The following is a 13432-nucleotide window of genomic DNA, read 5'->3' as shown; positions in this document are numbered from 1 at the left end:
CATGCCATTACTTTTTATCGGTTTGGGCGGTCTGGGGCTTGGAACGGCACTTGGGGTTGGTGTGAGTCAGGGGCTCAACAAAACCTTAACCGCGATTGCGGTGATGGCTTTGCTCTACCTTGCTTATAAATTAGGAGTATTTCGCTAATGCTAGGCTCACTCACCTCTTTAACGGGGGGCGGAGGCTTGACGGGGGGCTCATCGGGACCTGCAACGTCTGGGAACACCTCCAATACCACCAATAACAGCGGCTTTACGGCCGGCGCAATGAACTTTGGCAGTCATAACGGCATACCGTGGTGGGGAATAGCGCTCGTGGCGCTTTTTGCGCTGTATGTTTTTACTCGAAAGTAACTTAATTCCTGAAACGTGGGGAAACGCCAAGCCGAAATTAAGTAAAGCGCTTGGTGACTACATCAAGCAAGCTGAAATTGAAGTGAAAGCGGGGCGAGAGTCCCTCTATCGAGTCGAAGACACGTTCATGTTGTTACGCGGCGAGCAATACCCCTCCGGCGCTAAGGAGTTGGTTGTGGTGGCTTTAGCGGGTGACATGGCCATCGGGACGCTCAGTGCTCTCAATCACGGAGTGGCGAATGGGTTTGATTCTATTCGCGCTCACTTTAATCAGCGCGGCGCTTATCGCTACATTCAACGTAAATTGCAATTGCCCGTGCGAGAGATTGAGACCCACAAGAATGAGCACGTATTACAAATAAGGTTTGATGATATGGGTGGACGGAGTAAATCAAATAGCAATGCGAAAACCATCACCACGACCACCAACAAAAACAACAGTCTGGGCATTGGTGGTGATAACAACGGCTTTGCTCTGTCAGGGATAGAAAACTCTGACATTAATTTAAGCATGACTGATCACGGTGCCATGGCGGTGGCGGGTAAGACCGCAGAAGAGGCGTTTAACTTTGGCAATAACGCCTTAGATTTGGCGTCAGATAGCGTAGATGCGTCGCTTGGTTTTGGTGAAAGCGCACTGGATGGCGCGTTTAGCTTTGGTGAGAGTGCATTAGGGTCCAACGCTGCTCTGAGTGAGTACGCGATAGGGGCAAACACGAACCTGAGCGAGCACGCGATAGATTCGATTAAATCCATGGCGGGTCAACAAACGGAAACCACCAAAGCCGCGATTGCCATGGCGAACGCTTCCAAAGCAAGAGAGCAAACGGGTGAGAACGAAAGCAATAATGAGCTGTTGAAAAACGTGTCTCTTATGGTGGGCATTCTCGGCACGTTAATGACCATGGCCTATTTAGTCTCGGGGCGTAAGAAATGAAACAACTCCATACCTTAAACGCGGGCGAAAGCATTCAGTTTAACGCGGGTCAGGCAGGCAAATACCTCATCATTCGTGAAGCCAGCCACTCCCTCATGCTTCGCGGAGACGCGTTACGTCCTACAGAAATCGGGCGGGGTGATACGGTGGATATCACTCGTTTTGATGAGCTTGAACTTTTTAACCATCAGGCGGAACTGGTCACGGTTGAATATCAAGTGGCGGACATTCCCATCAGCACCAAATCTCAAAACATCGATATTAATAATTCCGTCACGATTAGCGAAATCTTAACCCCCATCACTGTCAGTACCGTTCAAGCAGAAGTGAAGACGCGCATTCAAAATGACAAGCTAACTGTGGAGAAGCTTGCTGACCTTTACACCTTGCAAAAGGTTGAGACGGGCCATCTGGATTTAACGGGAGATGAGCAAAATATTGCGGGAAACGAAGAGCGAAAAGGACTCTTTATTCAAGCCTCTCAAGATAATGATCACCCTGTTTTGGTTCAAGGGCTTATTGAGGTTGTCGCCGGTGGTCATGTGCTGATTAAAAGTAACAAGGCCCTGATGCTAGAAGGTGTTGCTGGTGACAAGGTCCGCGTAGGTGAGTTCGTATGATTGACATTTATAACCCATCTTACAGCCCTCGATTAGGCGGCGAAGGTTTATCTGTTGATGTAGATAGCAATTTTTCAGTGGCATTCACAGACAGTGCTTTGAGTATCTATAGTGTGGAATTTCCTTTACGCCCCTGTGAGCTCTCATTGGTGACTTTAAACGTTGCGCCTTCAAGACGATCTACGATTGAGGCGTTTAGAACCTATCTAAGGTATAGCATTGAGGCTCTCAATGATGAAAATGACATTCTAATGCATCAGCAATGCACTTATCAGTTAGGCGAATCAACCACCAGAACCTCCCCAATACACACGATTGTTATCCCCAAGGGAGCAACAAAAATGCAAGTTCGAATGGGCTCAGGAGTCGATTTAAGGGTAAGCAAAGAGAATGAGGCTTCATTCAATGAAAGTACAAGTTAATCGCATGGGACTCATTGTCTCCGTTAATGCACCGCAGCCTAGAGAGGATTGTGAGACGCTTGATATTGAGTTAACCAACGACGTATTAAGCAATTTGGGTGACTACCTTGTTCAAGACAGAGAGGTGGTTCTTAACGAGGCGATGGTACGGGAAAGCATGAGCTACGCTCGACGACAGCTCGCTAAGCAATACCTTGAAGCCACAGATTTTTACTTAGTACGCCAAGTAGAAACCGGTGCTGACGTCCCTCAAGAGGTTCTCTCCAAGCGAGCAACAGCCAGAGCGTTACTGGTGACTCAGTTACCGGACTTCGAATAATGGTCATTCAAAAGTTGAGTGCGCTCGTTGTGCTCTTCACTTTACTAGGAGTGTATTTCATGAACAAAAAAACCGTGGATAAGGCACTTAGTCAGTTTGCGTTATCAGCAAGAAGTGAGTCACGCATGATTGGGGTTCATGGCGATCTCAAGCGCGTGGTTCGCAGGGCGATTGAGTTAACCCCTTTTGATTTTGGTATTACCTCGGGAAAGCGAACGGCCAAAGAGCAAAATGCACTCTTCAAAAAAGGCGCCAGCCAATTAGACGGCTACAGCAAAAAAAGCCGGCACCAAACGGGGCATGCCATCGATTTTGTCGTGTATGACGAAAACAACAAAGTCACATGGGGCTTTAGTTATTACGAGCAAGTCAGTTGGGCGTTTAAACAAGCGGCGCAAGAGCTGAATGTCCCTATTGTCTGGGGTGGGGATTGGGTTAGCTTTAAAGATGGGCCTCATGTGGAGCTCGATAAACGGGTTTACGCATGATAGGCGCCATCGCAAACCTCATTACCGGTGGTATTGATGCCTACAAGCAGCATGGCATCAATAAAGCGAACGCTCTCAAACGACAAGATGAGATCGAGCAAGAGCGTCACCGAGCCCAAGTGAAGCGTTTACAGTCTGGGGATGAACAGGCCGCCGATTTAGATAGGGTGAGCCTCAAAGATCGCGGCCTGAAAGACGAGTTCATTCTCTTGGTGGTGTTTGTTCCTCTGATCTTATCGTTTATCCCAGACTATGCCGAGTATGTGCAAGAAGGCTTCAAAGCGTTGGAATTTGTGCCCGAGTACTATTGGTACATAGTGGGCGCAGTGGTCATCGACACGTTTGGTTTTCGCTCTATGGTGCGTTACTTACTGGAGTTCTTTTCATTTAAATTCAGGGGTAAGTAATGGAGCTACTCGTCTCACTGAACAGCATGGGCTTATCGCCGACCTGGATAGCGTTACTCGTTGTGTTATGGAAGCAAGATAAACGCTTAACCATCATTGAAACAATTTTAGAGGGTAAAAAGAATGGCTAAAACAGGGGGCAAAAGAAGCGGTACGTTAAAAAATGGGTATCGCTTTGTCAAAGATGGGCGTGTTGTGAAAGCAAAACTCACTTCATAAATCACACTGAAATTATAATTATTTATTATTTTATCTTATTTGCGATTGCTAGTTTTTGCTCGAGCTTTTGTAAATAAGGATAATTGAGATGAAAGGATCAACAGTATTTTTAATTACGTCTGTATTACTTCTAGTAGGAGGTTGTGGCGGCGGTGATGAGGACAGTTCGACCTCAGAAAGCAATGATTCATTTTCAAACAATGGGATTTATTTTAATAGTACAGATTTTGCGGTGCTGTTAGTTGATTCTTCTCGTTCTGAAAATAATTTGATTGTGGGGGATTTCGGAAGTGATAGCGTCTATTTTACCGATAGCGCGACTACAACCAAGAATCAGATGAAGGCCGTAGGTGTAACGTATGCTGACGAGGTTGATTTCTTGAAAGATAGCAGCCAAGAAATAACAGCAGACTTTAATGATACCTCTGTGGAGCTAAAAGCTACTTTTAACGGTAGGAACTTAGCGTACTCGATGAACAAAGTTTCAGATTCTTTGCCGTTGGCTGAAATTGTAGGAACGCATACTGATACTGATGGTACTACTTGGGAAATCTTTGCTGACGGTTCATTTATTGTTAATGGTATTTGTACTGTTACTGGAAATTTAGTGCGTAAGGGAGCGTATTTCAATGTAGAAAAAGCAAGTGCTACATCATGTGCTTTGACGCAAATGAATGGGGCATATAGTGGGGTACTCCTCACTGTGCAGCATCAGGGAATTGATTACTTGGCAGGACTTTTAGGAAGTGAGACAGCTTTACTTTGGGGTAGTGCTCCAAAGAGTTGATAGAAAGATATTCAAAAGCCATTTTGCTACTTGATATAGTGTTTAATTAGCAAAATCGATACTGATAGACCACTCAGGTGCTCACACCTATTTTGTTTTTGGGTGTGAGACCCATAATCGCTTTACGGGTTTAAATTTTATTTATTATGCAGTTTATGTGGAAATAGCTGAGTATAAACTTGCCATAAAATATTCAAGTTTCGATGCCCAGTTACTTGAGCTACTTCTTCAATGGAGTACCCTTTCTCAAACAATCGACTCGCTCCCTCTCTTCTTAAATCGTGGTACCTCAAATCCTCAATACCTAATTCGTTCCTAACTCTCTGAAACCCCGTGCTCACACTTCGTGAGTTGTACGGGAAAATAAGCTCACCTTTATTTGGCTGCTTTAGCACAATCTCAAATGACTCACCAAGCAACGGCACAATCATATGATTACCTTCTTTCTTCCTTGGGTCTTTTCTATCTCTAACGAGTATCGTTTTGTGTTCTTGATTGAGGTCTTCCCAACGTAGCTTGCAGACTTCACCAATTCGCATACAAGTAAGAATGCTGAACTCAAGAATATCGGTGAACGGGATTCGAGTTGTGCCGTTTGGCCGGAAAGATTCACGTTGTTCTAATCCAAGCTTTAAGAGTTTCAGTTCTTCAGATGTGGGGCGGCGTGTTCGTTTCTGACTTTTACCGACTAACCCCATATCAATCAGAACAGGTACGGCTTCATCAAATATCTGGTGATTGGTGTCGATGTTGAAGACAGGCTTAGACTTTTTCATTACAGAACGTAGGTAAGCAATATCATGATAAATCGTTGCGGGTTTGGTTCCTGCGCCTTTTCTGTTTTTACAGTGCTCGATTAAGTCGCTAGTTCGTAGCTGATTACTCTCAACTTGGGCGATGTCGCAATCCCTAAGCATCTTAATCACATAGCGTTTGGTGCGGCCTGTATTGTCCCAAAGATCTCGTTCGGACATGAATAAATCGAGGAGTACCGAAAGGGGGACTGTTTTTGGCTGATTGAGTACCCCTTGAGCTTCTAGTTCAGCTACCCTTTTTTTACCGAAAGATTTAGCGAGTGCTTTCTTTTTTAGAGTTTTGCTTTCCCTGTGTATAATGCGCGAATTCTTTTTAACGATGATTGTTACCTTGAACCTTGGTTCACCGCTTTTTAGCTTTCTGGTCTCGATGGTATAACTTGCCATTGTCCAACTCCTAAAGGGGTACTTGAGGGGTACTACAGGAAGTAATTCCGTTTAATTCTAGGTAATTCACTGTATGTTTGTACAGTATTAATTGAGACTGAATCATGACAAACACTAATAAAACCAGTAAATACGCTAGTAACCGACTTTCTGTTGCACCCATGCTCGATTGGACTGACCGCCACTGTCGTTACTTTCACCGTTTGCTTTCTCAGCAGACTCTTCTGTACACGGAAATGGTAACAACGGGCGCGATCTTACATGGTAAGGGCGACTTCCTAGAATATAACGAGCAAGAACATCCTCTTGCACTTCAACTCGGTGGTTCAAACCCGGTTGATCTTGCTGCTTGTGCCAAGCTTGCTGGTGAACGCGGTTATGATGAAGTGAATCTTAACGTAGGTTGCCCTTCAGACCGAGTTCAGAATGGTCGATTTGGTGCATGCTTGATGGCTGAGCCCGAGTTGGTGGCAGATTGTGTTTCAGCGATGAAAGAAGTCACTGATATTCCAATTACCGTGAAAACGCGTATCGGTATCGATGACCAAGACTCTTATGAGTTTCTAACTAAGTTTGTTTCGACGGTTTCTGAAAAAGGTGGCTGTGAGCAATTTACTATTCACGCGCGTAAAGCGTGGTTGAGTGGCCTTAGCCCGAAAGAGAACCGTGAGATCCCACCGCTAGATTATGATCGTGCATACCAAATCAAGAAAGATTTCTCTGATCTGGTGATTGCCGTGAATGGTGGCATTACTACTCTTGAGCAAACTAAGGAGCACTTGCAACACCTTGATGGTGTGATGATTGGTCGTGAGGCTTACCATAGCCCATTTATTTTGGCTGAAGTTGATCAACAGATCTTTGGTTTAGACACACCAATTAAGAAGCGCTCACAGGTTGTCGAAGAGATGTACCCGTACATCGAGCGTGAACTTTCAAATGGCGCAAGCTTAGGTCACATATCTCGTCACATGCTTGGTTTGTTTCAAAGCATGCCTGGTGCAAGACAATGGCGTCGCTACATCAGTGAAAACGCACATAAGAAAGGTGCAGGTATTGAAGTGATGCAAACAGCATTGGCTAAGATCCCTAAAGAGCTAAATGTTTAAGCTCCCTCTAAGTTAAAAACTTAAGGTTAAATTCGCCACTAGAGGTTAAATTTACCACTATAAGTTTCCGAAAAGCCACGCATGAAGATGTGTGGCTTTTTATTTATCTGATAAATAAGGATTTTATAGGGTTGGCATACTTGGTATGGAAGCTGCAATGTTAGAAAGTAGGAAAGATAGGTCATTAACTCATTAGGGAGACCATTATGTTTGAATTAATATTTGTTCTTATTTTCGTTGCGACTCTACTTGTCACTGGTATTACGTTTATGACGGTATTGGCTGCAACCGGAGTGGCGTTATTAGTCATGTTGGTCTTAGGTATGATGGGCGTCGTGTTTAAGTTACTGCCTTGGTTGATCGTGATTGCAATCGGTGTGTGGTTTTTCAAAAATTTTGTACACAGTTCTAACCAGAGACGTTACTAAGGTCATCGTGCCGTCAAATCTTTACTCGTCAGCGGTTTATCGTTTTAGAATTTAAGATGTGTGGTAGAATTTTCCCCAATAATCTATGAATGTGCATACAATTAGCACTACGATATGGAATTGGAGCTATCTCAAATGAATAAAATGCCATTAATTGCTTTAGTGGGAATGCTATCTTTAAGTTCAGCAGTGTCTGCTGAAGAAGAGTTTTCTTACACGGCTAAAGTCGGTGCCGATATGTGGTGGGGAAGTACAAAGCTAAACGAAGTTAGACAAGATGACGATTCTAACTCACCTTCGTTGTATTTCGCATTTGAGCATAATGCCCCGATGCTACCAAACGCTAGCTTTCGCTATACTTCTGTTGATGCAGATTCATTGGCTTTCGATAAGTACGACTACACCTTCTATTACACGTTGTTAGATCACAAGCAGATGAACTTCGATGCGGGTGTGACGTTTACTCAATACTCAAACTCGAATTACATTGAACCAAAAGCAACAGGTGCGAAAACATCGACGTTTGATGAGTTCACGTGGAGCTTCTACGGTAACGCAGAGATCAATGTGCCGGACACTAACTTCGATATCATTGGTACGATGGAGTTCGGTGATAGCAGTGGTATTAAGAGCACTGACTTGATGGCGGGTGTTCAGTACCGAATTCCAGTATCAGAATCTGAAATTGCCCTGCGTGGTGGTTACCGTGTTATCGATTTAGATTCGGATGAGTTCTTTAGCTCAGAACTAGGCAAGAGCTTTGTCATGGTCGATGGTTGGTTTGCTGGTGCTGAAGTGCGCTTCTAGGCCATATAAAGCAAATTTAGAACGAATTTTAAGAACGCCACTTTATTAAGTGGCGTTTTTTTATATCTATTGATTATATCTTTCTGGAATTAGTTAGCACATTCATCACTTTCGACCATCCTTAATACAGAGAGCCAATTTGCGTCTATTCTTATAAGGTCTATGTAGTGAGGTCAAAGCAAGGGATGGAATATGACACTCAATGAATTACGAAATTTATATAGAGAAAATCTGTTAGTTGAAGCAATCATAGAGCCCTCAATTCAAGAAGGGTCTTGGGTTGTGGAGTTTCGCCATATGGGAGGTGGCTTTGTTCTGCTTACTGATGTTCATGGTGAAGAGTGCCATTACGCGGATTTAGACCTAGCATCTAAATCGGCAATGGCGGTTGGCTTTCAGCAAGTGCGTATTGAAAACCAGTAAGTCAATTTGCGTTTCAATCGGTTTTTACTTCCAAAAAGTTATAAAACATACTTTTCTATTCTTTCTTGTTATTAAAAGGAGTGGTTAATCTATCGTCACGCAATGATTAGGGATGTCGTGACCATGTCTTTAAATAAGAAAGAGTCTTCACAAAATAATAATGCACAGTCTGGGGCTAATGAGTTACCTGGGCTAGCAGCACCACTTAATGACCAACAATTGGGTCATCTTCAGCAAACTGTTTCTGAACTGTCTTCACAGCAACTGGCATGGGTCAGTGGTTACCTTTGGGGAGTGAGCCAAGCTCAGCCTGTCGGTGCTGCTGCGCCAATCGCTCAAGCGGCCGCTGCAGTAGCGGCTAAGCCAGCGGGTAAGCTCAGCATTATCTTCGCTTCTCAAACCGGTAATGCTAAAGGCGTCGCTGAATCGCTAGAGGCAGAAGCAAAAGCCTTAGGTATTGCTGTCGAGCTTTTCGATGCAAGTGATTATAAAGGTAAGAACCTAGCCAAAGAGACACACGTCATTTTTGTGGCTTCAACCAATGGTGAGGGCGAAGCCCCTGATAACGCTATTGAGTTGCATGAATTCCTACAATCGAAGAAAGCGCCAAAATTATCAAACCTACAATACGGTGTGATTGGTTTAGGTGACTCAAGCTATGAGTTCTTCTGCCAAACGGCTAAAGACTTCGATAACTTCCTCGCTAAGCTTGGTGCGAAATCGTTTGTCGATCGCCTTGATTGTGATGTTGATTACGAAGAGTCAGCAACGGAATGGCGCGCTAAAGCGTTATCACAAGTTCAAGAAACGCTATCGACAGGTGCCGAGGCTGATATCGTTCAGTTACCAGTAGGCCAAGCAGCTGCCGGTCATTCGCAATACACCAAACAAAATCCATATACAGCGACACTATTAACCAGTCAAAAGATCACGGGTCGTGACTCGGGTAAAGATGTTCGTCATATCGAGATTGATCTTGATGAGTCGGGCATTACCTACCAACCCGGCGATGCGCTAGGCGTATGGTATGAAAACAGTTCAGAACTCGCAAATCAGATTCTTTCTAAGGTTGGGTTATCGGGTATCGAAAGTGTCGATGTCGATGGTGAGAATCTATCTATCCATAGTGCGCTAGTGAGTAAATTTGAGATTACCACTTCAAACCCTCAACTTGTGACTAAGTTTGCTGAGTTATCGGGCAGCAAGAAGTTAATCAAGCTGGTGGAAGATAAAGACAAGCTTCGTGAATACGCGGGTAATACTCAAGTTGTCGATGTTTTAGCTGAGAAGAAAACTAAGCTATCGGCTGATGAGTTAATTGGCCTGTTACGTAAGCTGACACCGCGTCTCTATTCTATTGCATCAAGCCAAGCAGAAGTAGATGAAGAAGTTCACTTGACGGTTGGTTTGGTTGAATACCAAAAAGGCGAAGAGTCTCGTTTAGGCGGAGCTTCTAGCTTCTTAGCTCAACGTCTTGAAGAGGGTGGTGAAGTGAAGGTGTTTGTTGAGAACAACAATAACTTCAAATTACCACAAGACGACAATACACCAATCATCATGGTCGGCCCGGGTACCGGTATCGCACCGTTCCGCAGTTTTGTTCAAGAGCGTGAAAACAATGATGCTGAAGGAAAAAGCTGGTTGTTCTTTGGTGACCGTACCTTTACTCAAGATTTCTTATACCAAGTTGAATGGCAAAAGTACCTCAAGTCTGGCGCGCTAACTAAGCTCGATGTTGCCTTTAGCCGTGACCAAAAAGAAAAGGTTTATGTTCAGGACCGTTTAATCGAACAAGCAGAGCAGGTGTGGCAATGGCTGCAAGAGGGCGCGTACCTCTATGTCTGTGGCGATGCGACTCGAATGGCTAAAGATGTTCATGAAGCGTTAGTTTCGATAGCGGAAAAGCATGGCAACCAGAGCCGCGAGCAAGCTGAACAATATATTAATGATTTACGTAAAGCGAAACGTTACCAAAGGGATGTGTACTAATGAGCAAGCAAGTAATAGAGCAAGAAGTGCTAGGTCAAGTACTTGGACCTTTGGCTGACAATGAGCGTCTTAAGCGTGAAAGTAATAACCTACGCGGTACGATTGAACAAGATCTCCAAGACCGCATAACAGGTGGCTTTACTGCTGATAACTTTCAGTTGATTCGTTTCCACGGTATGTATCAACAAGACGACCGTGATATTCGTAACGAACGTACCAAACAAAAGCTCGAACCGTTACATAACGTCATGCTTCGTGCTCGTATGCCTGGTGGCATCATTACCCCTAAGCAGTGGTTGGCGATTGATAAGTTCGCAGACGAAAGTACCTCTTACGGTTCAATTCGTCTAACAACTCGTCAAACGTTTCAGTTCCACGGTGTCTTGAAGCCGAACATTAAGTTGATGCACCAAACGCTAAATAGCATTGGCATTGATTCAATTGCGACAGCGGGTGATGTAAACCGAAATGTTCTATGTACGACAAACCCGGTTGAATCTGAACTTCATCAAGAAGCTTACGAGTGGGCGAAAAAGATCAGTGAACATCTATTACCGAAGACTCGTGCTTATGCAGAAATCTGGTTAGATGGTGAAAAACTAGAAACAACGGATGAAGAACCTATCCTTGGTAGCAACTACCTACCGCGTAAGTTCAAGACGACGGTTGTCATTCCTCCGCAAAATGATGTGGACGTCCATGCTAACGATCTTAACTTTGTTGCTATTGCTGAAGACGGAAAGCTGGTGGGCTTTAATGTGTTAGTCGGTGGCGGTCTTGCTATGACACATGGTGATACCTCTACTTATGCACGTAAAGCTGACGACTTTGGTTTTGTGCCATTAGATAAAACGTTAGATGTAGCAGCGGCGGTGGTAACGACTCAGCGTGACTGGGGTAACCGTTCAAACCGTAAGAATGCAAAAACCAAATACACACTAGACCGTGTTGGTATTGATGTATTCAAAGCAGAAGTAGAAAAGCGTGCAGGCGTAGAATTTTCTGAAAGCCGTCCTTATGAGTTTACTGGCCGTGGTGATCGCATTGGTTGGGCGGAAGGCATTGATGGTAAGCACCACTTGGCGTTATTCATCGAGAATGGTCGTTTACTTGATTTTCCGGGTAAAGCTCTGAAAACAGGTGTTGCTGAAATAGCGAAGATCCACAAAGGTGACTTCCGCATGACAGCGAACCAAAACCTAATTGTTGCAGGTGTACCTAAGAGCCAAAAGGCAAAAATTGAAAAGCTGGCACGTCAATACGGTCTGATGGATGATGCCGTTTCCGAGCAGCGTAAAAACTCAATGGCGTGTGTGGCTTTCCCAACATGTCCCTTAGCAATGGCTGAAGCTGAGCGTTTTCTTCCTGAGTTTGTAACGGATGTTGAAGACATTCTGAAGAAACATGGATTACCAGAAGAAGATAACATCATCCTTCGAATCACAGGTTGTCCAAACGGTTGTGGTCGTGCAATGTTGGCTGAACTTGGTTTAGTGGGTAAGGCTCCGGGGCGTTACAACATGCACCTAGGTGGCAACAAGGCCGGAACTCGTATCCCTAAGATGTATAAAGAGAACATCACATCAGCTCAGATCTTAGAAGAGATTGATGCGCTGGTGGGACGTTGGGCTACAGAACGCAACGACAAAGAAGGGTTCGGTGATTTTACAATCCGAGCTGGCATCATCGAAGAGGTGATCATTTCCAAGAGGGATCTGCATGCATAATTCTGTCGCTTCAAAATTGAAGTTAGCAGAGCTACTCGCATTGACTAAGACGGAGCAAATACTTCGTCTTGGACAAATCAACGCAGAGTTAGAGCAGCTAACCGCATTAGAAAGAGTTAAGTGGGCTTTAGATAATTTAGAAGGGACACATGTTGTGTCTTCTAGTTTCGGAATCCAAGCAGCATTGATGTTGCACCTAGTGACCCAAGCAAAACCAGATATTCCGGTTATTTTGACTGACACAGGGTATCTATTTCCGGAGACCTATCGCTTTATTGATGAGTTAAGTCAGAAGTTGACTCTAAACCTTCAAGTCTTTCGCGCCCAACAGAGCCCTAATTGGCAAGAAGCGCAATATGGAAAACTTTGGGATCAAGGTATAGAAGGGATAGAGAAGTACAACAAGCTTAATAAAGTTGAACCGATGAGAAGAGCGTTGGATGAGCTCGAGGCTGGGACATGGTTTTCCGGTTTAAGAAGAGAGCAATCTCAATCGCGTGCAAATTTGCCAATCTTATCTATCCAAAATGGTGTGTTTAAATTTTTGCCGGTAATCGATTGGACGAATAAAGATGTTCACTATTACCTAGAAGAGCATGGTCTCGGTTATCACCCGCTTCGAGAGCAGGGTTACCTTTCTGTTGGAGATACACATACAACTAAGAAGTGGGAACCGGGTATGACTGAAGAGGAAACTCGTTTTAATGGGTTGAAACGCGAATGTGGTCTCCATGAAGATGATGGAGAGCAATATGGTTCTGGGATTTAGACTCGTTGCCATTTAAAAAGCTGCCATGAGGCAGCTTTTTTGTTTTCTAGGATGAAAATCAGAGCAATTGTGGATAAGTCTGTGGTTATTTTGTAAGTACTCTGTAGTTAAACTTGCACAAATAAGGCTTTGAGTATTTATTCGCCATGTAATCGTTATTTTTGCATCTTTCTTTAATAAACACTTGCCAATGTGATGAACATCTCTATAATGCCGCCTCACTGACACGGCAGACGCCACAAGGCTTCAGCGAGAAATGTTAGTAAGGCAACTAGCTTTAAGCGATGATTCGCTTCTACTTTTAGAAAGTAGGAATTAATTCCAAATAAGTGTTTGACACTGAGAATTAAATCGCTAGAATGGCCGCCTCTTCCGAAGTGATGTAAGTCACAACGAAGAGAAGCTCTTTAACAATTTAAACCTAT

General features: G+C 44.0%; 18 protein-coding genes. 17 read left to right on the top strand and 1 reads right to left on the bottom strand.

Annotation, left to right across the window (positions count from 1 at the left end; translation table 11 throughout):
- Window position 1: 1 nt before the first annotated feature.
- From LMH68_RS06440 to LMH68_RS06395, 10 genes are all read left to right on the top strand, one after another.
- Window positions 2-148 (top strand): hypothetical protein, encoded by a 147-nt coding sequence (locus tag LMH68_RS06440; RefSeq protein ID WP_165901754.1) that lies wholly within the window; start codon window positions 2-4, stop codon window positions 146-148.
- Window positions 148-354: a hypothetical protein gene (locus LMH68_RS06435; protein WP_048658788.1), complete on the top strand. Its 207-nt coding sequence runs from the start codon at window positions 148-150 to the stop codon at window positions 352-354. Before LMH68_RS06440 ends, LMH68_RS06435 begins: the two co-directional genes overlap by 1 nt.
- Window positions 335-1291 carry a hypothetical protein gene (locus LMH68_RS06430; RefSeq protein WP_229648350.1) on the top strand — a complete coding sequence of 319 codons (957 nt, stop codon included), beginning with the start codon at window positions 335-337 and terminating at the stop codon, window positions 1289-1291. The genes LMH68_RS06435 and LMH68_RS06430 overlap by 20 nt, the downstream gene beginning before the upstream one ends.
- Window positions 1288-1911 (top strand): hypothetical protein, encoded by a 624-nt coding sequence (locus tag LMH68_RS06425; RefSeq protein ID WP_229648349.1) that lies wholly within the window; start codon window positions 1288-1290, stop codon window positions 1909-1911. The genes LMH68_RS06430 and LMH68_RS06425 overlap by 4 nt, the downstream gene beginning before the upstream one ends.
- Complete coding sequence (locus LMH68_RS06420) at window positions 1908-2333, top strand: hypothetical protein (protein WP_229648348.1); 426 nt, start codon at window positions 1908-1910, stop codon at window positions 2331-2333. Before LMH68_RS06425 ends, LMH68_RS06420 begins: the two co-directional genes overlap by 4 nt.
- Window positions 2317-2652, top strand: a complete 336-nt coding sequence (locus tag LMH68_RS06415) for a hypothetical protein (RefSeq protein WP_229648347.1) — start codon at window positions 2317-2319, stop codon at window positions 2650-2652. Before LMH68_RS06420 ends, LMH68_RS06415 begins: the two co-directional genes overlap by 17 nt.
- Window positions 2653-2711: 59 nt before the next feature.
- A complete protein-coding gene (locus LMH68_RS06410) occupies window positions 2712-3140 on the top strand; it encodes a M15 family metallopeptidase (protein ID WP_229648346.1) in 429 nt (142 codons plus the stop codon).
- Window positions 3137-3547: a hypothetical protein gene (locus LMH68_RS06405; protein ID WP_229648345.1), complete on the top strand. Its 411-nt coding sequence runs from the start codon at window positions 3137-3139 to the stop codon at window positions 3545-3547. Before LMH68_RS06410 ends, LMH68_RS06405 begins: the two co-directional genes overlap by 4 nt.
- Entirely contained in the window at window positions 3547-3678 is a 132-nt protein-coding gene (locus LMH68_RS06400; protein ID WP_258166914.1) for a hypothetical protein, read from the top strand. Before LMH68_RS06405 ends, LMH68_RS06400 begins: the two co-directional genes overlap by 1 nt.
- Window positions 3679-3854: 176 nt before the next feature.
- Entirely contained in the window at window positions 3855-4553 is a 699-nt protein-coding gene (locus LMH68_RS06395) for a hypothetical protein (RefSeq protein WP_229648344.1), read from the top strand.
- A 137-nt stretch (window positions 4554-4690) separates the two neighbouring features.
- Here LMH68_RS06395 and LMH68_RS06390 read toward each other — a convergent pair whose 3' ends face one another.
- Window positions 4691-5755: a site-specific integrase gene (locus LMH68_RS06390; RefSeq protein WP_102428675.1), complete on the bottom strand. Its 1065-nt coding sequence runs from the start codon at window positions 5753-5755 to the stop codon at window positions 4691-4693.
- Window positions 5756-5859: 104 nt separating this feature from the next.
- Between LMH68_RS06390 and dusA the strand changes: the two genes are divergently transcribed.
- From dusA to LMH68_RS06355, 7 genes are all read left to right on the top strand, one after another.
- Window positions 5860-6864 (top strand): tRNA dihydrouridine(20/20a) synthase DusA, encoded by a 1005-nt coding sequence (dusA, locus tag LMH68_RS06385; RefSeq protein WP_019822275.1) that lies wholly within the window; start codon window positions 5860-5862, stop codon window positions 6862-6864.
- Window positions 6865-7070: 206 nt separating this feature from the next.
- A complete protein-coding gene (pspG, locus tag LMH68_RS06380) occupies window positions 7071-7292 on the top strand; it encodes an envelope stress response protein PspG (protein WP_017059950.1) in 222 nt (73 codons plus the stop codon).
- A gap of 135 nt (window positions 7293-7427) precedes the next feature.
- Complete coding sequence (locus tag LMH68_RS06375) at window positions 7428-8099, top strand: TIGR04219 family outer membrane beta-barrel protein (protein WP_102333451.1); 672 nt, start codon at window positions 7428-7430, stop codon at window positions 8097-8099.
- A 192-nt stretch (window positions 8100-8291) separates the two neighbouring features.
- The gene (locus LMH68_RS06370; RefSeq protein WP_004735813.1) at window positions 8292-8522 is read left to right on the top strand and encodes a hypothetical protein; all 231 of its coding nucleotides are present in this window, start codon (window positions 8292-8294) and stop codon (window positions 8520-8522) included.
- A gap of 123 nt (window positions 8523-8645) precedes the next feature.
- A complete protein-coding gene (locus LMH68_RS06365) occupies window positions 8646-10511 on the top strand; it encodes an assimilatory sulfite reductase (NADPH) flavoprotein subunit (protein ID WP_017059952.1) in 1866 nt (621 codons plus the stop codon).
- Window positions 10511-12238 (top strand): assimilatory sulfite reductase (NADPH) hemoprotein subunit, encoded by a 1728-nt coding sequence (gene cysI / locus LMH68_RS06360; protein ID WP_136974912.1) that lies wholly within the window; start codon window positions 10511-10513, stop codon window positions 12236-12238. The genes LMH68_RS06365 and cysI overlap by 1 nt, the downstream gene beginning before the upstream one ends.
- Complete coding sequence (locus LMH68_RS06355; RefSeq protein ID WP_017059954.1) at window positions 12231-13007, top strand: phosphoadenylyl-sulfate reductase; 777 nt, start codon at window positions 12231-12233, stop codon at window positions 13005-13007. The genes cysI and LMH68_RS06355 overlap by 8 nt, the downstream gene beginning before the upstream one ends.
- Window positions 13008-13432 lie beyond the last annotated feature (425 nt).

The sequence above is a fragment of the Vibrio sp. F13 genome (genome assembly GCF_020806305.2).
In the GTDB taxonomy this organism is placed as follows: Bacteria; Pseudomonadota; Gammaproteobacteria; order Enterobacterales; family Vibrionaceae; genus Vibrio; species Vibrio crassostreae_C.
Note: the sequence above shows the minus strand (reverse complement) of the source record. Positions and strands in the feature narration are given on the sequence as shown.